The organism is Mesorhizobium sp. L103C105A0 (genome assembly GCF_000502215.1).
In the GTDB taxonomy this organism is placed as follows: Bacteria; Pseudomonadota; Alphaproteobacteria; order Rhizobiales; family Rhizobiaceae; genus Mesorhizobium.
Map to the genome: position 1 here is coordinate 733424 of NZ_AYXF01000002.1, position 25188 is coordinate 758611.

A 25188-nucleotide genomic window follows, 5' to 3' on the forward strand; every position below is an offset into this window, starting at 1 on the left:
GCCGGAATCTGCTTAGGCGAGTAATTGATACATTTTGGGCTGGTTGAGACAGCGCCATTTCCGGCGGCGGTAAGGGCCAGGAACTCAATATTCCTTTTCGTAGAATATGCCGCCCTTGGCCTCACCGCCATCGTTGGCCTCGCCGCGCAGCTTGACGCCGCGTCCGACATTGAGGTCGATCGTCGCCTTGCCCGATCCTGGCCTGTCGCCTTTCTGGATCGTCACATAGGTGCGGTCATTGAGGTACTTGCCCGCCGACACGGCGGTGCCGCCCTGGTCATCGGTGGTCACATCCAGGTCATCGACGCCGATTGCACTGCGCAGGTTTTCGAGCAGCGAGGTCGAGCCGCCGACGCCGGCCAGTTGGCCGGCGGCCTCGGCCAGCTGCGCGATCTGAAGCGGCGACAGGTTCGACATAGAGCGGCCGAAAATCAGCTGCGCCAGCACCTCGTCCTCGGGCAGCGCCGGCACCGAGGAGAAGTCGAATTTCGGATTGGTCGCTTCGCCCGAGACGACGATGGTGACGGTGGCGCTGGTCGTGGTCGATGTCGCGGTCAAGTTGAGGTAGGGCACCAGCGAGCCCGAAAAGCCGACCGTGCCTTCGGTAAAGGTCAGCCGCTTGCCGAGAATCGACAGCCGCCCACGCTGCAAGGTGAAGGTGCCGACCGCCTGCGGCGAAGCCGCCGGGCCGGTCAGCCTTAGCGAACCGCCGAACTCGGCATCGACGCCCCTGCCCTGGATGAAGATCTGGTTCGGCGCATTGACCGTGACGTCGAGGACAAGCCCACTGCCGCCACCACCGCTGGCCGCCGCCGGTCGCAAGGCCTTGTCCTGCGCCCGCACGGAGGCGGGCGCGTTCTTGTGCTTGACACCGAGCGCTGCCAGCGAGCCCGGCAGCTTATCGGGAACGGTGATGACGGTCTTGGCCAGGTTGACGGTGCCCGAAATCACCGGCGCCGAGGTGAGCGGCCCCTTGATGGTCAGGTCGCCGCCGAGATTGGCTGTCACCACCCTGCCGTCGGTATAGCGGCCGTCGACCAGCTTGATCGACAAATCGGCTGGGAAACCTTGCGCCGGATTGATGCCGAGGGTGCCGGAGGCCGACAGGCTGCCGCGTGTCGATAGCGTGCCGGTCAGCCGGTTGATCCGGGCAACGCCGTTGCCGATCGAAATGTCGGCGGCAATGTCATTGACGGCAAGACCGGAACGCGCGTCGACCAGGCGGGCGCCCGACGTGCTGACCGTGCCGCCGATCACCGGCGACGCCGCCGGGCCGCGCATCTGGATATTGACGTTGGCGGTGCCGCTGAGCGACAGCCCTTGCGCCGCAAGCTTGGCGGCCAGGAAGGAAAATGGCACCTTGCCGTTGAAGTCGAGCACCAGCGCTGGTGTGCCGGCCGTCGTCACCGTACCGCCGCCCTTGAGGCCAAGCCCGGCGCCGTCGCTGATGTCGGCGTTGAAGGTGAGCTTCTTGCCGGCGAATGTTCCCGACGAAGAGATATTCATGCCGCCAAGACCGGCGCTGCGCGTCTGCGAGGTCTGCACCCCACCAGCATCGATATCGAAAGCGACAGTCGGATTGCCCGGCGCGCCGGTTACCTTGACTGTTCCCGAAATCGAACCGGCGGCCTGGAGGCCCGGCGAAAAACTGTTGGCCAGCGAAGCCGGCACCTTCGACAGCGCGGCACTGATGTCGAGTGCCTGCCCGACCTTGCCGGTCACCGTCGCCGTGCCGCCACCGAGATTGAGCACCAGCTTGTCCAGCGTCGTGGTGCCGTTGGCGATGCTGACGGTCGAGGCCTGGGCGATGGCCGCCTTGATGCCCTGCACCGTGGCCTGGCCGGAAGCGAGTTCGATGGTGGTGGTGCCGCCAGCCACCTTTACCCTGCCCGCAGCCCTCGCCGGAATGCCCTTGACGGTGGCGCCGCCGGAAAACCCGGTCCAGTCGCCGTCGCGCTTCAAATCGACATCGATGCCGCTGATGGCGGTGCCGCCGGAAATGACGCTGTCGGCGCGAATCTTGCCCGAGATGACCGGCGCGGCGAGATAGTTGGCGACCAGCGCATCGATCGACACCGTCTTCGCCTGCAGGTCGCCGCGCGTGATCGAAGCGGTCGCAGCCTTGACGGCGACGTTCGGGCCATCCGCGGTCTTGGAGAATGCAATAGTGCCGCGCACATCGCCTTCGGCCTTTTCCAGCGCCAGCGCCGCCAGCGGTCCGATATCGGGCAGGTCGAGCGCGATGGTGCCGACCGGCACGAAAGCCTCGTCGAGCGCAAGGTCGCCGGAAATCCTGTTCTTGCCGAGTGACAGCAGCAGGCCGTTGATGGCGCTCTTGCCGTCCGCCGTCGCCAGCACCGCGCTACCTTGCAGCGCCTGTCCAGCGACATTGCCGGTCAGTTGCACATTGGCCGCCGGATTGGCGGCATCGGCCTTGCCGGTGGCGGTCAGCTTCAACCCGGTGATTTCGCGTTCCGCCACCAGCAGCCGGTCGCTGTTGACCGTCAGCGACAGGTCCGGCGCCAGGCTGGGCCCCTGCGCGTTGAGTGCAAAGCTGATCGCGCCTTTGGCATCTTTCGACAACAGTGAGATGTCGGCCAGTGCACCCTTGATATCTGCGCTGAGCTTGTTGTCGGCGAGACTGGCCTGACAGTCCGCGGTCAGTGCGCCCGACGCCAGTCTGACCGGATTGGCGCTGACATTGCCATTGGCATCCCGCTTCAGCGTGGCGCTGAGCTGCGTGCGCTCTGCCAGCACGCCGCGCGCCGCAGCCGGCAATGCCGCGGACAGCACGTCGGCGTTGAGGTTGAGGTCGATTGCTCCATCGGCAAAGCCGACACGGCCATTGAAGGCACTGCCCAGCGCATCGGCCTGCACCGAGCCGCTGTCGATGGTGATCGCGTCCGCCGCCAGGGTGCCGGCGATCTTGGCGGTGATCTTGCCGGCGATCAGCGGCGCGATGGTCGGATTGTCCAGACCGATCTTGTCCGCCGTCACCGTGCCCGAGATCGGACCGGTTCGGCTTTTCATATCAAATGCATCGGAATGCAGCGCAAGCGCAATGCCCTCGACCTTGGCGTCATCCGTCGCCACCGAAGGCAGTACCGCCGAGATGTCGAGCTTGGCTTGCGCAGCCTGCCCGGCCGCCTTCACCGACAGCGCCTGCAATTCGAGCTTGATCGGGCTTTCCGCGCTGCCCAGCGTCAACGGCAGGCTCGGACCGGACGATGTCAGATCGAGCGCGAAATCGCTGGCGCCGTTCGGGTTGACGGTGCCGGCTGCCTTGCCGGAGATTTTTTGGCCCGACAGCGTCGCCTGATCCAGCACGATGCCGCCGGCCGTCGAATAGCTGCCGGCCGCATCGACATCGAGCGGTCCGAGCCCGGCCTGACGGGTCTGGCTGGTCTCGGCGCCGGCCAGTTTTGTATTAAAGCGAATGTCGGGATTTGCTGACGGCCCGGTGATTTGCGCCGTGCCGTCGAGCGTGCCCGCGGCATCGAGGCGGGGCGAAAAGCCATTGGCAAGCGCAGCCGGCAGCGCCGAGAAGGTCGCCGCCAGATCGAGCGTCTGGCCCGCCGTGCCCGACAGCGTCACCGAGCCGCCGCCGAGATCGACTACCAGCCTTTGAATGTTGGTTATGCCATCGGCAATGGTCAGGCTCGACGGCTCGGCGATCGCCACCTTGATGCCGCGCACCGTCGCCTCGCCGGACGCGATCTCGACGCTGGTCGCGCCGCCGGCAATCTTCGCCCGCCCGGCAGCTGTCGCCGGAATGCCTGATATGGTTGCTCCGCCGGTGAAATTCGTCCAGTCGCCGTCACGCTTGAGGTCGACGCCGATGCCGCTGACGACGGTCGTTCCCGAGATCACGCTGTCGGCCTTGATCGTGCCGGAGATCGCAGGGCTGTTGAGATAGTTGGCGATCAGTGCGCTGACGGTGACTGCCTTGGCTGCCACATCACCGCGCGCGATCGACACGCTGGCTGCATTGATGGTGACGGTGGGCGCCTCGCCGTCTTTGGAGAACACCACGGTGCCGCCGATATCGCCGGCCACCGTCTGCCCGGCCAGCGACGCCAGCGGCGCGATGTCGGGGGCGGAGATCGTCAGCGTCCCCAGCGGCAGGAATTTTTCATCGAGCGCGAGGTCGCCCGACACCTTGTTGTCGCCCAGCGCTACGCTGAGCCCCTTGATGGAGCGCTTGCCGTCGCTCGTCACCAGCGCCGCCTTGATGGCGAGCGGCTGTTCGTCGACCGCGCCGGTCAGCGAGACATCTGCGGCCGGGCTCACAATGTCGGCCTTGCCCGATGCGGTCAGCTTGATGTCCTTGACGGTGCGGCCGGAGGCCGTCAGGCTGGCACTGTCGGCCGAAACCGAGAAATCCGGTGCGTTGCGCGCGCCGCTTGCCGTCAGCGCGAAATCGACCCCGCCGGCGATCGGCACGCCGACGAGCGAAGACAGCACCGAGACGTCGCCGAGCTTGCCCTTGATGTCGGCCTGGATATCGCTGCCTTGCGCGCTGGCGGTGCCGCTGGCGCTCAGCGAACCGGAAGTGAGTTCGATCGAGTTGGCGGCGAAAGAGCCCTGCGGATCGCGCGTCGCGGTCGCCGAGAATTTGACCCGTTCGCCAAGCAGCGAACTGATCTGCGGCGGCAGCGCCGTCGACACAGCATCGGCATTCATCTTCAGCGTCATGGCGAGATCGGCCAGCGTCACCTTAGCCGTCAGCCCGGCATTGAGAGCATCGCTGCGCAGCGTGCCTTCGTCGAGCGAAATCTCGTCCCTGCTGATCGAACCGGCAAGAGAGGCCGTCAGCTTGCCGGTGATCAGCGGCGCCAGCGTCGCCACGTCGGTCTTCAGCCCGGCGGCCGCCAGACTTACACTGACCGGGCCGCTGCGGCTCTCGATGTCGAAACCGTCGGAATGGATATTCGCATCCAGATTGTTCACCTGAGAGCCGCCCGCCACCACCGAGACCAGTGAAGCGCTGGCGTCAATCATCGGCGCCTTGCCGTCACCGAAGGCGCGCGCGGTCACATTGTTGATGGCCACCATGATCGGCTGCGCCTGGGTACCGACATTGACCGTGACCGGCTTGGCTTTGGCCACGAGTTCGACCGAAAGGTCGCTGGCGCCCTTGGGCTCGACCATGCCGGCAGCGGTACCATGAACTGCGTCGCTCTCGATCGCAGCGCGCTCGATGTCGACGCCGCCGGCCGCGGTCGCGGTGCCGGCTAGGTCGAAGCTGGTCTTGCCGGCAAACAGCGACTTGAACCGTTCCGGCAGGAAGCCTTCGAACGAACCGTCGCCCTTGGCCTCGATCCGGTTGCCCTTGTCGGTGAGCTGGTGCCGGCCGGTGAGCTGGGTAACGATCTGACCGTCGACCATGAAGGTGCCGATGCCGCTCCAGTTGGCCAGCGGCCCGGTGCCCGAGACGACGATGTTGACCGGCGGCGCGCCGGGTAGCTTGAGCAGGTTGGCGATGATGCCGCCGGCCGGCTCGGAAGCCTTGAGATCGAGGTCGAGCTTGTTTTCATCCGGCGCGAAGTGGATGTTGGCGTCGACATTGCCTTGCTTGCCGTCATGGCGGGTAACGTTGAGCACCGTCTGGATCGCCAGCGGCGACGCATCGACCTTGGCCGATCCCTTGGCCGCAAGTTCGGCAATGCCGCTGCCGGCAAGTTGCTGGCCGAGCGCGATCTCCGGCAAATCGATCGCTCTGATATCAAGCGAAACCGGCAGGCCGGTCGACCCGCTCTTGCTCGGCTCGGTGCTCGCCACAGGCAGCCGTGCCAGTTCTATCCGTTCGGCCGCTATGCGGTCGGCGCTGAAATTCTTCGACAACAGCGCCAGCGGCGACCAGTCGACGGCCACCTTGCGGGCCACCAGCCAGGCGCCCTCGCGGTCTTCCAGCACGACATGGTCGACCGTCAGCGCGCCGGACCAGATACCGTTAATGCCGCTGACCGTGACTTTGCTGTCCCCTGACGAGGCCATGTCAGAGATGATGCCGGCGAGATTTTCGCGGCCGCGCTCGGTTTTGGTCAGCACGACCAACGCGCCGATGCCCGCCGCCGCCACGATCAGCAGCGTGTAGAAAAACAGGCGAAGGATGCGTTTCAAAATCTTCATCGTCAGAACGCCTGTCCGATCCCGGCATAGATGCCGAAACGCGGGTCGCCACGGTCGCGGTTGAGCGGCACGGCGGCGTCGATGCGCAGCGGCCCGAACGGCGTGATGTAGCGCAGGCCAACGCCCGCGCCGACCTTCACGTCGGAAAAGTCCGGCGTCGCTGTGGTCGAGACAGTGCCAGCGTCGACGAACGGCACGATGCCGATCGTGTCGGTCAGCGCAATGCGCATTTCGACCGATGTTTCGAAGAAGGAAAGCCCGCCGATCGGCTGGTTGTCGATGTCCTTCGGTCCGATGCCCTGATAGGCATAGCCCCGCACCGAGCCGCCACCGCCGGAATAGAAGCGCCTGTCGGCTGGAACGTTCTGAAGGCCGGTGCCGACGATCGAACCCAGCGCGACGCGTTCGGCAAGCATCATGGCCTGAACATCGTCGAGGTCGCGATAGGTCNGCTCAGAATGTCGTAGCTCGGTTCGGCATAGGCCAGAACCCTGAAGCCGCTGGTCGGGTTGAGCCGGTTGTCCCTGTTGTCATAGACATATTGCAGCGGAATGCTGGCGATCAGGTATTTGTGCTTGCCGAAGGCGTCGGTGATCCTGGAATAGTCCAGCGCGATTTCAGCCGAAACCGTCTGCTTCTTGTCGATCTCATAGGACAGGCCGGTGCTGCCCTTGACCGAGAAATGGTCGTAGGCATCGGGATGTTCGAGGACGGTCTTGACGCTGGCGATGAATTTCGAAGCCGGCCCGATCACGCCCGGCTTCTCGAACATGATGCCGGCATTGTAGTTGAGCTCGCTGAGATCGTTGCTGCCGATGCCGCTGATCTTGCCCTCGATGCGCAGCTTTTCGGCCCGGCCGAACAGATTTCGGTGGCCCCAATAGCCTTCCAGGCCTAGCCCTTCGGTGTTGGAGAAAGTGCCGCCGACGCCGAAATAGCGTGGTTTGCGCTCGCTGACCTGAACGCCGATCGGAATGTTGCCGTCGGCGTCGAGACTGTCGGCTTCCTTCAGCGTCACGCTGTTGAACACTTCGAGCCTCAGCAGCCGGTCGCGGGCATCGTCGATCTCGTCAGGCGAATATTGCCGGCCGCGTTTCAGCCCGGTCATATATTCGGTGAACTCGCGATCGACCTTCTCGGTGTCATCGACGGTGGTGTCGCCATAACCGGCAACCGGCCCGGCGGCCACCGTCAGCGTCACGTCTAGCGTCGAGGTGGTGTGCTCGGCCACGACTTGCCGGTCAGTGATCCGGGCCAGCGGCCGGCCCTCCTGCTTCAGCGCCCGCACGATCAGCGCCTCCGCCTTGAGCACGGCGCCCGAGCCGGCATCGCCGCCGGCTATCAGGCCGAAATCGGCGCTCGCAAGCCCGGCGGCATCGCCCTCCAGCCTGATATTGCCGAGTGTGAATTTGGGCCCGCTGGCGATGCTGACCACCACGGGGATCGGCTGCGGACCAGTGAATTCGGCATCGGGCGGCAAATCGTCGAGCGCCTTGCCCTGGATGGTGATGGTGACGACGCCTTCATAGCGGGCGTCGGCATAAAGCGCGGCGACCAGCTGTTCGCGGTCGCTACGCGCCTTGGCCAATAGGCCGAGCGAGCCGGAAACCGGGCGGTCCTCGTCGGATTTCAGCGACGAGGCGTTTTCGAGCTTCTTGACCAGGTCCTTGTCGGCATCGGGCGCTTCGATGGTCACCGCATAGCGCAGCGGGTCGACGATATCGGCGTCCTCGTCATTCGAAGAGCCCCACAATTTGATGCCGAAGAGCTCGAAGGCGGCTGCCGACCCTGATTCGGCAACGAGCACGCTCGAGCACGCCAACGCCACAATCAGCGCACGCGAAAGCGTGCGCCGTGGCGCACTTACCTTCGACATCTGCGCTTCATACGCCGGCATCAGGACAACCTAGGTTACAAAACTAAAATTGGAATGAAGTTTTGAAGCGCTCGTAAAGGGGCCACAATCCAATTGTCTGAAATAGGCAGGGCTTGGAATTCACACCTTCTGCGTTTTCGCAAGAATGCGTGATCCCTTTCCCGTGGATGAACTATCGGCATACCGGTCATTGGCCGGTTTGGGAACCGTTGGCGGGCGGAAACCTGCCCGTCCTCGTGTTGACAAGCTTGACTGAAGCTTGAACATGCCGCGGACGTAGCAGTGTCTGGAGGGTGTTATGGCGATGCGCGCGGCGGCTCGTGGTCTGTCGATCTTGATTCTTCTCATTTTCGCCTGGGGGTCTGTAGCGCAAGCGGCCGAAGCCCGCCGGGTGGTGACCTCAAATAATTCCGACTATTTCGGGTTCGATCTCAGATCGGACCAGAATGTCAGCCTCGATCAGTGCAAGACGACATGCCTCGGCGACCCCGCCTGCCGCGCCTTTACTTACAACAACAAGGCCAAATGGTGCTTCCTAAAATCCGACTATAACCAGTTGAAACCCTTCAGCGGCGCGGTCGCGGGCAAGGTCGTCAATGTCGATGGCGACCCCGATATCGGCGCCCCGCCGGAACTCGCCTTCTTCCCCAACTGGATGGCCGACCAGGCCCAGCAATACCGCAACAAGCTGACCGATCCGGCCTATGACAAGCCGACCGACGGGCTGGAATCACTCCGCGCCGCCGCCGAACAGGCTGCACTGACCGGCGACCATGGCCAAGCCATGAACAAATACGAGGCCGCGGTCTCGGTCCTGCCTGACGACGGCCAGCTTTGGCTCGGTCTGGCGCGTGAAACGCTTGCCATACAGCCGGCCAGCGGCACCTCCGAATCCTACAATCTGCCGGTCAAAGGCACCTCCGCCGCCATCAACGCCTACAAGTTGCTGCGCACCACCAAGACCCGCGCCGAAGTGCTGGCGCTGCTCGGCAACGGCCTCGACCGCCGCGATCTCTACCGTCCAGCCCTGCAGGCCTATGAAGCCAGCCTCGCGCTGGTCAGTTCGCCGGCGGTCAAGGCCGAATATGAGGATCTCAAGGCCCGCAAGGGCTTCCGCGTCATCGATCACTCGATCGACGCCGACACCAGCGCGCCGCGCATTTGCGCGCAGTTTTCCGAGGAGCTGGTGAAGACCGGCGTCGACTACGCCCAGTTCGTCACCGTCGACAACCAGCCGCCCAAGGGCGTCGAGGCCAAGGACAAGCAGATCTGCGTCGAAGGCCTGGAACACGGCCAGCATTACGAAGTGACCTTCCGCGCCGGCCTGCCGGCCGCAATTGGCGAGGTCACCGCCGCTCCGGTCGTGCTGTCGATCTATGTGCAGGACCGCGCGCCGTCCGCCCGTTTCACCGGCGACAGCTTCGTGCTGCCCGCCGGCGCCCGCCGCGGCATCCCGGTCGTCACCGTCAACATGAACGCCGCGCAGATGAAGCTCTACCGCATCGGCGATCGTTCGCTCGCGCAGCTTCTGTCCGGCTATCAGTTCCTGAAGCAGCTCGACGGCTATGATATCTCCAGCATTTCCGACCAGATGGGTGAGCCGGTCTGGCAGGGGCAGCTCGATATCGCCAACGACCTCAACAACGACGTCACGACTTCGTTCCCGGTCGACGAAGCCTTGCCGCAGCGCAAGCCCGGCGTCTACGTGCTGACCGCGCAAGCGGTAAATGAAAATGACGAGGACAATTACAATTCGCTTGCCACGCAGTGGTTCGTCGTCTCGGACATCGGCCTGTCGACCTATACCGGCCAGGATGGCCTCAATGTCTTTGCCCGCTCGCTCGGAACCGCCAAGCCGATCGCCGGCGCCGAACTGACGCTGCTGGCCAGGAACAATGAAATCCTCGGCACAGCCACGTCGGACGCCGAAGGCCATGCTGTCTTCAACCCCGGCCTGACGCGCGGCGACGGCGGCATGGTGCCGGCCGTTCTGATGGCCAAGCAGGGCGACAACGATTTCGTCTTCCTCGACATGGGCCGCGCTGGCTTCGATCTGTCCGATCGCGGCGTCGCCGGACGCGCCGCACCGGGCGCGCTCGATGTCTATGCCTGGACCGAACGCGGCATCTACCGCGCCGGCGAGGATGTGCATGTCGCAGCCCTTGCCCGCGACGGCGCCTCCAAAGCGGTGGAAAACCTGCCGCTGACCTTCATCTTCACCCGTCCCGACGGCGTCGAGAACCGCCGCATCGTTGCCGATGGCGTCTCGGCCGGCGGCTATGCCGTCGACCTGCCGCTGGAAGCCAACGCCATGCGCGGCACCTGGACGGTGTCGATCTATACCGATCCCAAGCAGGCGGCCGTTTCCAGCCAGATGTTCCTGGTCGAAGACTTCGTGCCGGATCGCATCGAGTTCGATATGAAGTCCGACAAGCAGGAGATCGCCCAGGGCGAAACCGCCAACATCGACATTGACGGCCGCTTCCTCTATGGCGCGCCGGCCGCCGGCCTCGCGCTCGAAGGCGAGCTGACGCTGTCGACGGCGCGCGACTGGGACCGTTTCGCCGGCTATTCGTTCGGCCTTGCCGACGAGCAGTCGGCCGAGCCTTCGGTCACCCCGTTCACCGGTCTGCCGGTGGTCGGCGACGACGGCAAGGCGACCTTCCCGGTCACGGTCGACCAATTGCCCGCGACCACCAAGCTGGTCGACGCCAAGGTCACGGTTCGCATGCGCGAAACCGGCGGCCGCGCCATCGAGCGCTCGATCAACATCGGCATCCGCCCGCAAGGCCACATGATCGGCATTCGTCCGGATTTCGCCGACAATGAGGTGCCGCAGGGCGGCACCGCCAAATTCAGCCTCATCGCGGTCGATCCCGACGGCAAGCGCGAGACGCTGAAGGGCGCGCAGTGGTCGCTGGTCAAGGTCGAACGCAATTACCAGTGGTATCGCAACAACAACTCGTGGAACTACGAACCGGTCACCTTCACCAAGTCGATCGCCAACGGCCAGGTCGATCTCAGCGCCGATGCCGAGGCGACCGTGACGATGCCGGTCGACTGGGGCCAGTACCGGCTCGAGATCGAGACTGCCGATCCCGAGGGCCCGGCGACCAGCTATGAGTTCGACGCCGGCTGGTATGTCTCCTCGACCTCCACCGAAACGCCTGACGGGCTCGAGATCGCTCTCGACAAGGACAGCTATGCCGTCGGCGACGTGGCCAAGCTGAAAGTGTCGCCGCATTTTGCCGGCGAACTGCTGGTCACCATTGGCGCCGACAAGCTGCTCAAGACCGTCACGGCAACCATGCCGGCCGGCGGCAGCACGGTCGATATCCCGGTCGGTGACGACTGGGGCGCCGGCGCCTACATCACCGCAACCCTGTTCCGGCCCGGCGATGCGCAGGAAACCCGCATGCCGGCGCGCGCCATCGGCGTAAAATGGCTGACGGTCGACCCAGGCTCGAAAAAGCTCGCCGTCACCCTGACGCCGCCGGTCAAGACGATGCCGCGCCAGCAGTTGTCGATCCCGGTTTCGGTCGCCGGCGTAGCACCGGGCAGCAATGCCTATGTGACGGTTGCTGCCGTGGATGTCGGCATTTTGAACCTCACCAACTACAAGGCGCCGGATCCGGAGGGCTGGTATTTCGGCCAGCGCATGCTCGGGCTTGAAGTCCGCGACATCTATGGCCGTCTCATCGACGGCTCGCTCGGCACCACCGGCAAGCTCAGGACCGGCGGCGACGGCGCCTCGATGCAGCCGCAAGGCAGTCCGCCGACCGAAAAGCTGGTCGCCTTCTTCTCCGGCCCGGTCCAGCTCGACGCCGACGGCAAGGCGAGGATCGACTTCGACATCCCGCAGTTCAACGGCACCGTGCGCGTCATGGCCGTCGCCTGGACCAAGGAGGCCGTCGGCCATGCCACGACCGATGTCATCGTGCGCGATCCGGTGGTGATCACCGCCGGCCTGCCCCGCTTCCTGGCGCCTGGAGATGCAGCGATCATGCGGCTCGATGTCGCCGACACCGACGGTCCGGAGGGCGACTATGCCCTGTCGATCGCCACGACCGGCGACCTCTCGACCGGCGACAAGCCGTTGCCCGAAAAGCTGACTCTCGCCAAGGGCAAGCGCCAGACGCTGACTGTGCCGCTGGTTGCACAGACGGCGGGTAATGCCTCGATCACCATCAAGCTCGCCCATGGCGACGGCACCTCCGTCGAGCAGACGCTGTATGTTCCGGTGCGTCCGGCGCAATTGCCGGTCACCACCCGTCTGGTCGTCGACCTCAAGGGCAATGGCGGCTCGCTGCGCGTCGACAAGGAGCTGCTCGCGGCAAGCCTGCTCGACGGCGCCTCGATCAGCGTCGGCGTTTCGCAGGCTGCCGCATTCGACGTGCCGTCGCTGCTGATGACGCTCGACCGCTACCCCTATGGTTGCGCCGAGCAGACCACCAGCCGCGCCATGCCGCTTCTCTACGTCAACGATCTGGCGTCCGGCGTCGGCATGCAAAGCGATCCCGAACTGCACGACCGCGTTCAGGCGGCCATCTACAAGGTGCTGAGCTACCAGGCTTCGGCCGGCAGCTTCGGCCTGTGGGGTCCGGGCTCCGGCGATCTGTGGCTCGACTCTTACGTCACCGACTTCCTGACCCGGGCGCGCGAGCAGAACTACGACGTGCCGGCCCTGGCGATGAGCCAGGCGCTGAGCAATCTGCAAAACTCGGTCGGTTACGACCAGGACGTCCAGGATCGCGGCAGCGAAATCGCCTACGCGCTCTATGTTCTGGCCCGCAACAAGAAGGCCTCGGTCGGCGATCTGCGCTACTACGCCGACACCAAGCTCGAAGCCTTCTCGAGCCCGATGGCCGTCGCCCAGTTGGCGGCGAGCCTGGCGCTCTACGGCGACGCGCAGCGTTCGGAAGCAACCTTCCAGACGGCGCTGCAGCTGGCCAAGTCGACCACCGAATACGACTACTACCGGTCCGACTATGGCTCGCGGCTGCGTGATGGCGCCGCGATCCTGGCGCTCGCCGCCGAATCGAAGCCGGTGCCGACCATCGTGCCGGAGCTGATCCGGCTGGTGGCAAGGGAACGCGCCGATGCCCGCTGGACCAGCACGCAGGACGAGTCCTGGATGCTTCTGGCGGCCCGCGCGCTGAAGTCGGGCAACGACTCGATCACGCTCTCGGTCAACGGCGCGCCGCATGCCGGTGGGTATTCCAACCACCTCAGCGGCACCGACATTGCCGACAGCCCGCTGACCATCGCCAACACCGGCGCCACGCCGCTGCAGGCGGTCGTCACCACGGTCGCCTCGCCGGTAGAGCCCTTGCCGGCCGGCGGCGACGGCTTCACCATCGACCGCACCTACTACAAGCTCGATGGCACCGAAGCCAACGTCACCGAGGCGACGCAGAACGAACGCTACGTGGTCGTGCTCAAGGTTTACGAGCAGAACCGCTGGCCTTCGCGCCTGCTGATCACCGACCTGTTGCCGGCCGGCTTCGAGATCGACAATCCGGGCCTTGTTTCCAGCGCCCAGCTGTCGAACTTCACCTGGCTGGCGCAAACCGACGCCGCCCATCTCGAATTCCGCGACGACCGTTTCGTCGCGGCATTCAATCCCAATGACGGCGATGGCGACCGCAACATCATGCTGGCCTATGTCGTGCGTGCGGTGACGCCGGGCACCTACGCCCATCCGGCGGCCACGGTGGAGGACATGTACCGGCCGCAATATTCGGCCCGCACCGCCACCGGTATGATGGAGATCAAGGCGCCGTAAGGCGCCTTGACGAAGATGAACACGCCGATGTCCGCGACCATCTCCTTCTTCCCGCTATGCGGAGAGAAGGAGCCGGCAGGCGGATGAAGGGCACCACCATGCTCTCCAGAAAATTTCTCCGTCGAACAGGCATCGCCGCCGCCTCCCTCGTCGGCTTTGCGGCGATCGCTGCCGCTTCTCTCTGGGAACTCGACCGCGCTTTTCCGCCGCCGCTGCCCGGAAGGCTCACCGTCTCCACCGAGGTCCAGGACCGCGACGGCCAGCTGTTGCGCGCCTTCGCCACGCCGGACGGTTACTGGCGGCTCGACACTCATCTCGACCAGGTCGACAAGCAGTTCGTCGACATGCTGGTCACCTATGAAGACAAGCGCTTCTGGGACCATGATGGCGTCGATGTGCTGGCGCTGGCGCGCGCCGCCGGCCAGTTCGCCACCAGCGGCCATATCGTCTCCGGCGGCTCGACCCTGTCGATGCAGCTTGCCCGGCTGATCGAGCCACGCGAAAACCGCAGCCTCGGCTCGAAGATCAAGCAGATGCTGCGTGCCATCCAGATCGAGCGGCGGCTGTCCAAGCAGGAGATCCTCGAACGCTACCTGACCTTGGCGCCCTATGGCGGCAATCTTGAAGGTGTGCGCGCCGCCTCGCTCGCCTATTTCGGCAAAGAGCCGAAGCGGCTGACGGTCTCGGAAGCAGCACTGCTCGTCGCCTTGCCGCAATTGCCGGAAAAGCGCCGGCCCGACCGCAATCTCACCATCGCTCATGCCGCCCGCGACCGCGTGCTGACCCGCATGGTTTCGGCAGGCCTGCTTGGCGAGCGCGAGGCCGCGCGCGCCGCCCTCGACGATGTCTCGGGCCTGCGCCGCAAATTGCCGGCGCTGGCGCCGCACGCCGCCTACGCCATGCTGCCCAAGGCTGTGCCCGGCAAGCCACTGCAGCTTACGATCCGCAAAAGCGTCCAGCAAGGGCTGGAACAGGTGGCGCGCGATGCCGCGATCAAGCTTGGCCCGCGCCTGTCGGTCGCCATGGTGATGGCGGACGCACGCACCGGCGACATTCTTGGCGAAGTCGGCTCGGCCGATTTCTTCGATGCCAGCCGCTCCGGCTGGATCGACATGACCAGGATCGTGCGTTCGCCCGGTTCGACGCTGAAGCCGTTCATCTATGGCCTCGCCTTCGAGCAAGGGCTGGTGGCGCAGGAAATGCTGATCGAGGACAGTCCGGTCGATTTCGGCGGCTACCGGCCAAAGAATTTCGACATGGGCTATCAGGGGGATGTCTCGATCCGCCAGGCGCTGCAGCTGTCGCTCAACGTTCCGGCGATCCGCGTGCTCGACTCGGTCGGCCCGGCACGGCTGATGGCGCGCTTCCGCCAGGCCGGCGTCAGCCCGGTGCTACCGGTCAACGAGGCGCCGGGCCTCGCCATCGGCCTCGGAGGCGTCGGCGTAACGCTGCGCGATCTCGTCCAGCTCTATACCGGCCTCGCCAATGGCGGCAAGGCAAACACGCTGCATGACGGCACCGAGCCGGCCAACCACGAGCGCGCCACCGCCACCATCCTCGACGCCCAGGCGAACTGGCAGATCACCGACATATTGTCGGGCGTAAAGCCGCCTGAGGGCGCCTTGCAGCGCGGCATCGCCTACAAGACCGGCACGTCCTACGGCTATCGCGATGCCTGGTCGGTCGGCTTCGACGGCCGCTACGTGCTGGGTGTGTGGGTCGGCCGCGCCGATGCCGGTGCGGTGCCCGGCCTGTCCGGCTATGTCTCGGCCGCCCCCATCCTGTTCGAGGGCTTCGTCCGTTCAGGCCTCACCGCCGTCCCGTTGCCCAGCCAGCCGGCCGGCGTCGTCAAGGCCAGGCGCGAAGACCTGCCGGTGACATTGGCGCGCTTCGGCGCCGGCGCCGACGGACTGGTGCAGGCAGGCCCGACGGAACCGGCGCCAACGATCATTTTCCCGCCCAACGGCGCCCGCGTCGATCTCGCCACCAATTCCGCCGAGGCCTCGCCGCTGGTGCTGAAACTGCAAGGCGGCCGCGCGCCGTTCCGCTGGCTGGCCAATGGCAAGCCGCTCGTCGGCATCGACCGCCGCCGCACCGCGACCTGGCTGCCCGACGGCGCCGGCTATTCGACGCTCACCGTCATCGACGCCGTGGGACGCGCGGCAAGCGTGAAGGTGTTCGTTGAATAGATGGCGCCAAGCGATTCAGGGGATTGGGCTTCTTCGCCCGAGACCCGGCGCGAGGCACCCCCCTCTGGCCTGCCGGCCAATGGCCGGCAGGCCAGAGGGGGGTGTGCCGAAGCGCTTGCATCGAGGATTGGCCTTAGCCCTATCCATGTTCGTTTCGACTTGCTCCCCCGCCTCCGCCGATCCCCTGCCCGCCGGCTTTGTCCGCCTGGCCGATGTCGATCCCTCGATCCGCCAGGACATCCGCTATGCCGGCCTGGAAAATTTCCTGCATCGCAAGGCCGATGGCTACGACGCCCCAGTCTGCATCCTCACGAAGCAAGCTGCGCAAACGCTGTCCGGCGTGCAGAAAGCGCTCGCCGCCGACGGCCTGACGCTGGTCGTCTTCGACTGCTACCGCCCGGCCCGCGCCGTTGCCGACATGGGCAAATGGACCAGAGAGGGCGGCCCGCCCGATCCGCAATGGTACCCTCAGGTGCAGCGCGGCGACCTCATCGCCAAGGGCTATATCGGCGAATTGTCCACCCATTCGCGCGGCTCGACCGTCGATGTCGCCATCGCCCGCAGCGACGGCAAGAACAAGTCATCCGCCGCTTGCGGCGCGGCCGGCGCCGGCACGCTCGACTTCGGCACCAGCTTCGACTGTTTCGACCCGGCGAGCGAAACCGCCCATCGCCCATTGGCGGCAGAAGCAGCGGCAAACCGCAAAAAGCTGCTCGACGCCATGCGCGCCGGCGGCTTCAAGAATTATGCGCGCGAGTGGTGGCACTACACGCTTCGGGATGAGCCGTTTCCAAAACTGCGCTTCGATTTTCCCATCACTGCGGGCTGAACCGCCCGGTGCTACAGCGAGCCTTCCCTCGCTCGGCCTTGCTTCTGCGCTGTCAGCTCCTAGATAGCGTCAAACCGGCCGGATTCGGGTTAGACCAATATGAGGAAAATATTTCCTTCCGAAACCCAATATCGGCGAAAATTTCCTTCGAGCGGACAAAAAATGCAACGTTGAATGCATCTAATTTCTATCAATTCGATAGAGTTCAGCCGTCATCAACGGAGGCGGGAATGACCAAACCTCATTTCAAGAAACTGCTCGGCGCACTGGTCGCCACATCGATCCAGTTCGGCACGCTCGGTTTCGCGTTTGCCGATACGACCATTCTGAACGTGTCCTACGACCCGACACGCGAACTCTACAAGGCCTATGACGAAGCCTTCGTCGCACACTGGAAGGCCGAGACCGGCGAGACGGTCACCATCCAGCAATCGCATGGCGGCTCCGGCGCCCAGGCCCGCGCCGTGATCGACGGCCTCGATGCCGATGTGGTGACGCTGGCGCTCGAAGGCGACATCAACGCCATCGTCACCAAGTCGAAGAAGATCAATCCGGACTGGCGCAAGAAATTCGAAAACAATTCGGCGCCTTACACCTCGACCATCATCTTCCTGGTCCGCAAGGGCAACCCGAAGGGCATCCACGACTGGAGCGATCTGGTCAAGGACGGCGTCCAGGTGATCACGCCGAACCCCAAGACCTCCGGCGGTGCGCGCTGGAACTACCTTGCCGCCTGGGCCTATGCCAACGCCAATGATGGCGGCGACGAAGCCAAGAACAAGGAATTCGTCGGCAAGCTCTACGCCAATGCTCCGGTGCTCGACACCGGTGCACGCGGCTCGACGGTCACCTTCGCGCAAAAGGGCATCGGCGACGTGCTGATCGGCTGGGAAAACGACGCCTATCTGGCGCTCAATGAATTCGGAGCCGACAATTTCGAGATCGTCTATCCCCCGACCTCGATCCTGGCCGAGCCGCCGGTGGCGATCGTCGACGCCAATGTCGATGCCAAGGGCACCCGCAAGGTCGCCGAAGCCTATCTCGGCTGGCTCTATTCCAAGGAAGCCCAGACGATCATCGCCAAGAACCACTATCGTCCGGCCAAGCCCGAGCTGGTGGATGCGGCTGACATTCCGAAGACGCCCGAAATCAAGCTGATCTCCATCGACGATCCGCTTTTTGGCGGCTGGAAGAAGGCACAGCCTTATCATTTCGGCGATGGTGGTATATTCGACCAGATCTACAAGCCGGCCCAGTAGGATTTAGATCAGGACGACATGACCATAGCACCCGCCAAGGCGGGGTGGCGATTCAGACAGCCGAGTGTCATTCCGGGTTTCGGATTGACGCTCGGCTTCTCGCTTGCCTACCTCACGCTCATCATCCTCATCCCCCTGTCGGGCCTGATCTGGCGCTCGGCAGCCCTCGGCTGGACCGATTTCTGGGCGATCGCCACCGACCGCCGGACCATCAACGCACTCGAAATCAGCTTCGGCACAGCCTTCATCGCAGCCGCCGTCAACGTCGTCTTCGGCACGCTCGTCGCCTGGGTGCTGGTGCGCTACCGCTTCCCCGGCCGCCGCGTCGTCGACGCCATGGTCGACCTGCCCTTCGCGCTGCCGACGGCAGTGGCCGGTATCGCGCTGACCACTCTTTATGCGCCCAATGGCTGGATCGGCCATCTCCTGGCGCCGCTCGGCATCAAGGTCGCCTACACGCCGCTCGGCATTGTCGTGGCGCTTGTCTTCATCGGCCTGCCGTTTGTCGTGCGCACGGTGCAGCCGATCATGGAGGAGATCGACAAGGAAGTGGAGGAAGCCGCCGCGACGCTCGGCGCCAACCGCTTCCAGATCATCACCCGCATCCTGTTTCCCGGCCTGGCGCCGGCCATCATCACCGGCTTCTCACTCGCCTTCGCGCGCGGCGTCGGCGAATACGGCTCGGTCATCTTCATCGCCGGCAACCTTCCCTACAAGTCGGAGATCGCACCGCTTCTGATCGTCATCCGGCTCGAGGAGTACAATTATCCGGCGGCCACCGCGATCGCGGCGATCATGCTTTTGCTGTCGTTCGTGATGCTGCTGGTCATCAACCTGGCGCAGTCATGGAGTCGCAAGCGCTATGGCTGACCCCGAGATCAAATCCTACGAACCGCATCACGAGAGCCGGTCGGCGGCGGTGACCGAAAGCCGGCCGGTGCGGCTGCTGCTGATGGCGGTGGCCTTCGCCTTCCTCGCCATCTTCCTGCTGCTGCCGCTGATCATCGTCTTCCACGAGGCGCTGGCGAAAGGCATTGGCGCCTACACGGAATCGCTCTCCAATCCCGATACGCGCTCGGCGATCCGGCTGACTCTGCTGGTGGCGGTGATCGCCGTGCCGCTCAACGTCGTCTTCGGCATTTCGGCTGCCTGGGCGATCGCCAAGTTCGAGTTCAAGGGCAAGGCTTTTCTAACCACGCTGATCGACCTGCCCTTCTCGGTCTCGCCGGTCATTTCCGGCCTGGTCTATGTGCTTTTGTTTGGCGCTCAGGGACTGTTCGGTGAATGGCTGAAGGCGCACGGCATCCAGATCCTGTTCGCCGTGCCCGGCATCGTGCTCGCGACCATCTTCGTCACCTTCCCCTTCGTTGCCCGCGAACTGATCCCGCTGATGCAGGAACAGGGCAACGGCGACGAGGAAGCCGCGCTCTCTCTGGGCGCCAATGGCTGGCAGACCTTCTGGTACGTGACGCTGCCCAACGTCAAATGGGGATTGCTCTACGGCGTGCTTCTGTGCAACGCCCGCTCGATGGGCGAATTCGGCGCGGTCTCGGTCGTGTCGGGCCACATACGCGGGCTGACCAACACCATGCCGTTGCATGTCGAAATCCTCTACAACGAGTACAACGCCGTCGGCGCTTTTGCCGTCGCTTCGCTGCTTGCCGGCCTGGCGCTGGTCACGCTGGTCTTGAAAACACTTCTCGAGATGCGCTACGGCGCCGAGATCGCCGCGACGCGCGGGCACTGACTAAATGCATGTCGCCCAAGACTGGGAACCGGTTTTGGGACAACGACATGCACCAAATTACTGAGGGATCTACATGGAAGTTCGCGTTGCCAACGTACGCAAGGAGTTTGACCGGTTTCCGGCCCTCCATGACGTATCGCTTGACATCAAGTCGGGTGAGCTGATCGCGCTGCTTGGGCCATCCGGCTCCGGCAAGACGACGCTGCTGAGGCTTATCGCCGGCCTGGAGCGGCCGACGCGCGGAAAGATCTTCTTCGGCGACGAGGACGCCTCGCACCGCTCGATCCAGGAGCGCAATGTCGGCTTCGTCTTCCAGCACTATGCGCTCTTCCGGCACATGACGGTCGCCGACAATATCGGCTTCGGCCTCAAGGTGCGGCATGGACCGTCGCGACCACCGGCGGCCGAAATCCGCCGACGCGCCTCCGAACTGCTCGATCTCGTTCAGCTTTCCGGCCTGGAAAAGCGCTATCCGGCGCAACTTTCCGGTGGCCAGCGCCAGCGCGTGGCGCTGGCGCGCGCCATGGCCATCGAGCCCAAGGTGCTGTTGCTCGACGAGCCGTTCGGCGCGCTCGATGCGCAGGTGCGCCGGGAACTGCGCCGCTGGCTGCGCGAGATCCATGACCGTACCGGCCACACCACCGTCTTCGTCACCCACGACCAGGAAGAGGCGCTCGAGCTTGCCGACCGCGTCGTGGTGATGAGCCAGGGCCGCATCGAGCAGGTCGGCTCCGCCGACGAGATCTACGACACGCCGAACTCGCCGTTCGTCTACTCCTTCATCGGTGAATCGAGCATGCTGCCGGTCAAGGTTGAGAATGGCGAGATCTGGCTCGCCGACCGTCCGATCGGCGTGTCGGCGCCGCACGCACCCGAGGGCGATGCAACGCTGTATTTCCGCCCGCACGATATCGAACTGCTCGACGGCTGCAGCGGCTGCATCGCCGGCACGGTCGCCGCCAGCCGCCGCGTCGCCGGCACAAGACGCGTCGAACTGGAAATCGGCGGCGAGCGCCAGCGCGTCGAGATCGAACTGCCTGTGGACCATCCTGCGGCGCAGAAGAGCCGGGTGGCGTTCAGGCCAAGGCGCTGGAAGCTTTTCCCGGCGGCATAGACATCGATCCGGCGCTACTCCAGCCAGTTCTCGACCGTCAGGCCCTTGATCCGACGGAACTCAGCGGTGTTGGCCGTCACCAGTGTCGTCCCCAACACACAGGCATGGGCAGCAATGAAAAGATCATTGTGGCCGATGACCTGGCCCCTTGCTTCCAGTTCGGCACGAAGTGCGCCGTATTCGGCATCCACCGGCACGTCGAGCGGCAGCACAGGTAACTCGGCGAGCAATTCCTCCACCTTGGCGAGCAGCTTGGCCGATCCCTTGCGGGCGCAGCCATAGCGCAGCTCCGAGGCGACAACGATGCTGGTGCACAGGGCACCGTCTCCCGCGCGAACCGCCGCACTGGCAGCCTTGCCGGCAGGGTTTCGGATCATGTCGCTGAGAATGTTGGTGTCCAGCATGAACCGCATCAAAAGATATCCTCAGGCCCCACGGGCGCATCATGGATCTCGGGAAAGTCGTCTTCAGGACCAAGCGGCGGCTCTTTCGCCCATTGGGTGAGCAAGGCGGTGAGGCCTGGTTGACGGACCGGCTCGATGATCAGCCGGTCGCCATCGCGGCTGATCAGGACCTTCTCGCCAGGCAGCTCGAATTCGACAGGGATGCGAACCGCCTGACTGCGGTTGTTGCGAAACAACTTCGCCTCCCTGGGCGGTGGTATTGAGTGACGGTGCTGCGGCATGGCAGCCTCCCCTGTCTGTTCCACTTGTATATGCCATTTGTATATGCCACTCGGCCTCGAGTTGCAAACCACAGAAAACCCCAACGCATCGGCATTTCGACTGGAATGAAATTTCGCCGATAACCTGCTTCAGCGATTTCTTTTTCGCTGTAACGCCATACGTCTGCCCCGTGTGCCTCGCAGTACACCCTCCGGCCCGGCTATGTTCTGGCAACGCATTGCACATCGGAGCCTGTTTTCATGAAGCGATTTTTCCTCAGCGTCGCCACTGTCGCCGGCCTGATCCTCGCCTGTTCGCAGGCCTGGTCGGCCGACAAATTGCTCAACGCTTCCTATGATGTCGGCCGCGAATTGTTCGCCCAGGTGAACAAGGCTTTCGTCGCCGGCCATCCGGGCGTCACCGTCGACCAGTCGCACGCCGGCACCTCGGCGCAGGCGCGCGCCATTGCCGAAGGCCTCGGCGCCGATGTCGTCACCTTCAACCAGGTCACCGACATCGACTTTCTGGTCAAGAAAGGCCTTGTCTCCGCCGACTGGCAGAAGGATTTCCCCGACAACGCCTCGCCCTTCTATTCGCTCCCATCCTTTCTCGTCCGCGCGGGCAACCCCAAGCACATCAAGGACTGGAACGACCTCGTGAGCGACGACGTGCAGGTGATCTTCCCCAACCCCAAGACCTCGGGCAATGCGCGCTACACCTATCTGGCCGCAACCGCCTACGCCAAGGAAGCCTTCAAGGGCGACGACGCCAAGGTGAAGGAGTTCGTCACCAAGCTGTTCAACAACGTGCCGATCTTCGACACCGGCGGGCGCGCCGCCACCACCACCTTCGTGCAACGCGAGATCGGCGACGTGCTGATCACCTTCGAGTCGGAAACGCGCGGCATCCGCAAGGAGTATGGCAACGACAAGTTCGAACAGGTCACGCCAGCGGTCAGCCTGCTCGCCGAATTCCCGGTGGCGATCGTCGACAAGGTCGCCGACGAGCACGGCAGCCGTGACCTCGCCAAGACCTATCTCGATTTCCTCTACACGCCCGAGGGCCAGACCATCGCGGCTGAAAATGGCCTGCGCGCCCGCAACGCTGAAGTCGCGGCAAAATACAAGGCCGACTTCCCCGATGTCCGCCTGCTGACTGTGGAAGACGTCTTCGGCGGCTGGGACAAGGTACAGAAGGAGCACTTCGCCGCCGGCGGTCTGCTCGACCAGACCTATGGCAGCCGCTGATATCAGCAGCGTTCGACCTCACCTCACAAGAAAGCCGGCGCTTTGCCGGCTTTTTTGATTTCGCGCGCCGACAAACGGCTTTCAGGCGGAATCTGTCGCGATCGGCGAAAACGTTACAAAGAATCAACGCCTTTGTGCCTAACATCTCAACCGGGCGGCTTGTTCTACGCGAAACCGGGTTGTTCAGGCGAAACGTCATGATTTGCACACAAACAACCGCCAGATGCGGGTGGTTGGGGTTTTCATGAACTGAAGCGGGCATGCTTACCAAAAAAGGCAAATACGGCCTCAAGGCCCTCGTGCATCTTTCCGGCCTGCCGGTCGGCCAGCTTGCATTCGTCAACGACATCGCGATCGCCAACAACATCCCGAAGAAATTTCTGGATGCCATTCTGGGCGAGCTGCGCAATGCCGGCTTCGTCCTCAGCCGCAAGGGCAAGGAAGGCGGTTATCGCCTCGCCCGGCGGGCTTCCGAAATCAAGATCGGCCACGTCGTGCGCGTGCTGGACGGCCCGCTCGCTCCCATACCCTGCGCCAGCCGCACGCAATACCAGCGCTGCGAGGATTGCGACGAGGCGACCTGCCAGGTCCGGCACATGATGCTGGAAGTGCGCCAGGCGATCGCCGAAGTGCTGGACAATCGCAGCCTCGCCGCCATGCGCGACGCCGACAATGATGATTTTCCGGTCGAGCTGACGTCGCAGATCTAAATTTTAGCATGATCCCGAAAAGTGGGAACCGGTTCGGACAAGATTATGCTCAAATGAGAGTACTCAGACCAGGCCGAGCTTGCCGGCCAGGCCGACGCGCTGGATCTTGCCGGTGGGACCCTTGGGTATCTCCTGGAGAAACAGGATGTGGCGCGGCACCTTGAACTCGACGATCCGGCTGCGCGCGAAATCGCGTATCTGCTCGGCATCGGCGGTGGCGCCCTCGGCCAGCACGATGGCCGCACCCACCTCTTCGCCGAGCATGGCGTGCGGCACGGCAAAGGTCACCGCCTGCGCCACCAGCGGATGATCGAGCAGGACATTGTCGACTTCGAGCGGCGAGATCTTTTCGCCGCCGCGATTGATGATCTCCTTCAGCCGCCCGGTGATCTTCAGATCGCCATCCTCGTCGATCAGGCCCTGGTCGCCGGTGCGGAACCAGCCATCGCTGAAGGCAGCTTCATTGGCCACCGGATTGTTGAGATAGCCATCATGGATGTTGGCGCCGCGCACCGCGATCTCGCCCTTTTCACCCGCCGGAAGGATCGTCCCCTTGTCGTCCAGGATCGTCACCTGCGGACCCGCAGGCAGGCCGACCGAGCCTGGCTTGCGGCGCGCAGGCGGCAGGCCGTTGGATGTCATCTGGTGCGCCGCCTCGGTCATGCCATAGGCCTCGACCACCGGACAGCCGAAGACGCGCTCGAGGTCGCGGAACACGGTGTCGGGAAGCGCTGCCGAAGACGAGCGGATGAAGCGCAGCCGCGCAGCCGCGATGGTTTTGCCATTGCGGGCGGCGCGCGCCAGGATCGCCTGATGCATGGTCGGCACCGTGCTGTACCAGCTCGGCCTGAAGTCGCCCAGCCAGCCGTAGAATTTGAGCGGGTTGAAGCCCGGCGTGCAGACAACAGCGCCGCCGACTGCCAGCTGTGCGCTGAGCGCCGCCATCAGCCCGTGAATGTGGAACAGCGGCATCACGTTGAGACAGATATCGTCTGCCGAAAGCGCCAAGGTGCGGGCGATGTTGGCCATTGATGCCTGCAGATTGCGCTGCCGCAAGCCGACGATCTTCGGCCGCGCCGTGGTTCCCGATGTGTGCAGGACAAGCGCGAAATCGTCCGGCCCGTTGAGCTGCATATCGTCGAGGCGAGCCTCGCTGGCAGCCTCCACCTCGGCGTCGCCCGCCAGCAGAAACTCGCCGGCCTTGGCGCCGTCAGTCACGACGACGTCGAGCACCGCAATGCCGAGCCCCTTTGCGGCGTTGCGCGCGGCATCGCCCATGCCTTGTCCGCACAGCAGCAGCTTCACATCGAGATCGCCGAGATAGAAGCGGAATTCGTCTTCGCCGTAAGCCGGATTGAGCGGCGCCGCCGTCGCCAACGCCGAGACCGCCAGGAAACAGGCCGCCATTTCCGGGCCGTTGGGCAAGACGATGCCGACGGCCGTGCCGCGGGCAACGCCACGCCTGGCGAGATCGCCGCAGAGCTTGTCGACAAGATTGGCGAGGCCGGCAAAGCTCAGGGATGGCCGGTCCGGCGCCATCAGCGCCACCGCAGCCGGCCGCCAGGGCGCCAGTTGGGGAAGTGCTACCGATAGGGCCTGTTTCAAGTTCGAACCCTGAATGGCGTTCACCATGGC

13 protein-coding genes and 1 pseudogene are annotated in these 25188 nt (G+C 64.3%); 9 read left to right on the plus strand and 5 right to left on the minus strand.

Going from position 1 to position 25188, the window contains the following annotated elements:
• Positions 1-84: 84 nt before the first annotated feature.
• Complete coding sequence (locus tag X727_RS156275; RefSeq protein WP_023833930.1) at positions 85-6132, minus strand: translocation/assembly module TamB domain-containing protein; 6048 nt, start codon at positions 6130-6132, stop codon at positions 85-87.
• 2 nt (positions 6133-6134) lie between these two features.
• Positions 6135-8029: pseudogene (locus X727_RS01000000164480) on the minus strand (autotransporter assembly complex family protein).
• Positions 8030-8306: 277 nt separating this feature from the next.
• On the opposite strand from X727_RS01000000164480, the gene X727_RS156270 reads away from it, so the two are divergent.
• The 7 genes from X727_RS156270 to X727_RS156240 all read left to right on the plus strand — a co-directional run bounded on the left by X727_RS156270 (position 8307) and on the right by X727_RS156240 (position 20931).
• Entirely contained in the window at positions 8307-13793 is a 5487-nt protein-coding gene (locus tag X727_RS156270) for an alpha-2-macroglobulin family protein (RefSeq protein WP_023833931.1), read from the plus strand.
• Positions 13794-13876: 83 nt separating this feature from the next.
• The gene (gene pbpC, locus X727_RS156265; protein ID WP_031204055.1) at positions 13877-15982 is read left to right on the plus strand and encodes a penicillin-binding protein 1C; all 2106 of its coding nucleotides are present in this window, start codon (positions 13877-13879) and stop codon (positions 15980-15982) included.
• A gap of 145 nt (positions 15983-16127) precedes the next feature.
• Positions 16128-16811, plus strand: a complete 684-nt coding sequence (locus X727_RS156260; protein WP_023833933.1) for a M15 family metallopeptidase — start codon at positions 16128-16130, stop codon at positions 16809-16811.
• 230 nt (positions 16812-17041) lie between these two features.
• Positions 17042-18070 carry a sulfate ABC transporter substrate-binding protein gene (locus tag X727_RS156255; protein ID WP_023673082.1) on the plus strand — a complete coding sequence of 343 codons (1029 nt, stop codon included), beginning with the start codon at positions 17042-17044 and terminating at the stop codon, positions 18068-18070.
• An 18-nt stretch (positions 18071-18088) separates the two neighbouring features.
• Positions 18089-18940, plus strand: a complete 852-nt coding sequence (cysT, locus tag X727_RS156250; protein ID WP_023687973.1) for a sulfate ABC transporter permease subunit CysT — start codon at positions 18089-18091, stop codon at positions 18938-18940.
• The gene (gene cysW, locus X727_RS156245; protein ID WP_023690809.1) at positions 18933-19817 is read left to right on the plus strand and encodes a sulfate ABC transporter permease subunit CysW; all 885 of its coding nucleotides are present in this window, start codon (positions 18933-18935) and stop codon (positions 19815-19817) included. Before cysT ends, cysW begins: the two co-directional genes overlap by 8 nt.
• A gap of 73 nt (positions 19818-19890) precedes the next feature.
• Positions 19891-20931 carry a sulfate/molybdate ABC transporter ATP-binding protein gene (locus X727_RS156240; RefSeq protein ID WP_023673079.1) on the plus strand — a complete coding sequence of 347 codons (1041 nt, stop codon included), beginning with the start codon at positions 19891-19893 and terminating at the stop codon, positions 20929-20931.
• 14 nt (positions 20932-20945) lie between these two features.
• On the opposite strand, the gene X727_RS156235 is transcribed toward X727_RS156240, so the two are convergent.
• Positions 20946-21344 (minus strand): type II toxin-antitoxin system VapC family toxin, encoded by a 399-nt coding sequence (locus X727_RS156235; RefSeq protein WP_023699656.1) that lies wholly within the window; start codon positions 21342-21344, stop codon positions 20946-20948.
• On the minus strand, positions 21344-21616 hold the full coding sequence (locus X727_RS156230) for an AbrB/MazE/SpoVT family DNA-binding domain-containing protein (RefSeq protein WP_023682213.1): 273 nt from the start codon (positions 21614-21616) through the stop codon (positions 21344-21346). Before X727_RS156230 ends, X727_RS156235 begins: the two co-directional genes overlap by 1 nt.
• 240 nt (positions 21617-21856) lie before the next feature.
• Between X727_RS156230 and X727_RS156225 the strand changes: the two genes are divergently transcribed.
• Together X727_RS156225 and X727_RS156220 are read left to right on the plus strand one after the other, a co-directional pair.
• Positions 21857-22843: a sulfate ABC transporter substrate-binding protein gene (locus X727_RS156225; protein ID WP_023833934.1), complete on the plus strand. Its 987-nt coding sequence runs from the start codon at positions 21857-21859 to the stop codon at positions 22841-22843.
• A 260-nt stretch (positions 22844-23103) separates the two neighbouring features.
• On the plus strand, positions 23104-23553 hold the full coding sequence (locus X727_RS156220) for an Rrf2 family transcriptional regulator (protein WP_023833935.1): 450 nt from the start codon (positions 23104-23106) through the stop codon (positions 23551-23553).
• 63 nt (positions 23554-23616) lie between these two features.
• On the opposite strand, the gene X727_RS156215 is transcribed toward X727_RS156220, so the two are convergent.
• Positions 23617-25185, minus strand: coding sequence for an acyl--CoA ligase (locus tag X727_RS156215; protein WP_023833936.1), 1569 nt, complete (start codon positions 25183-25185; stop codon positions 23617-23619).
• Positions 25186-25188: the final 3 nt, after the last annotated feature.

What these genes read in the sequence shown, in the direction of transcription:
- X727_RS156225 (WP_023833934.1), top strand. Translation starts at nt 21,857, where the DNA reads ATGAAGCGATTTTTCCTCAGCGTCGCCACTGTCGCCGGCCTGATCCTC.
- X727_RS156255 (WP_023673082.1), top strand. Translation starts at nt 17,042, where the DNA reads ATGACCAAACCTCATTTCAAGAAACTGCTCGGCGCACTGGTCGCCACA.
- X727_RS156240 (WP_023673079.1), top strand. Translation starts at nt 19,891, where the DNA reads ATGGAAGTTCGCGTTGCCAACGTACGCAAGGAGTTTGACCGGTTTCCG.
- cysT (WP_023687973.1), top strand. Translation starts at nt 18,089, where the DNA reads ATGACCATAGCACCCGCCAAGGCGGGGTGGCGATTCAGACAGCCGAGT.
- X727_RS156270 (WP_023833931.1), top strand. Translation starts at nt 8,307, where the DNA reads ATGGCGATGCGCGCGGCGGCTCGTGGTCTGTCGATCTTGATTCTTCTC.
- X727_RS156230 (WP_023682213.1), bottom strand. Translation starts at nt 21,616, where the DNA reads ATGCCGCAGCACCGTCACTCAATACCACCGCCCAGGGAGGCGAAGTTG.
- pbpC (WP_031204055.1), top strand. Translation starts at nt 13,877, where the DNA reads ATGAAGGGCACCACCATGCTCTCCAGAAAATTTCTCCGTCGAACAGGC.
- X727_RS156235 (WP_023699656.1), bottom strand. Translation starts at nt 21,344, where the DNA reads ATGCGGTTCATGCTGGACACCAACATTCTCAGCGACATGATCCGAAAC.
- X727_RS156220 (WP_023833935.1), top strand. Translation starts at nt 23,104, where the DNA reads ATGCTTACCAAAAAAGGCAAATACGGCCTCAAGGCCCTCGTGCATCTT.
- X727_RS156260 (WP_023833933.1), top strand. Translation starts at nt 16,128, where the DNA reads ATGTTCGTTTCGACTTGCTCCCCCGCCTCCGCCGATCCCCTGCCCGCC.
- X727_RS156275 (WP_023833930.1), bottom strand. Translation starts at nt 6,132, where the DNA reads ATGAAGATTTTGAAACGCATCCTTCGCCTGTTTTTCTACACGCTGCTG.
- cysW (WP_023690809.1), top strand. Translation starts at nt 18,933, where the DNA reads ATGGCTGACCCCGAGATCAAATCCTACGAACCGCATCACGAGAGCCGG.
- X727_RS156215 (WP_023833936.1), bottom strand. Translation starts at nt 25,185, where the DNA reads ATGGTGAACGCCATTCAGGGTTCGAACTTGAAACAGGCCCTATCGGTA.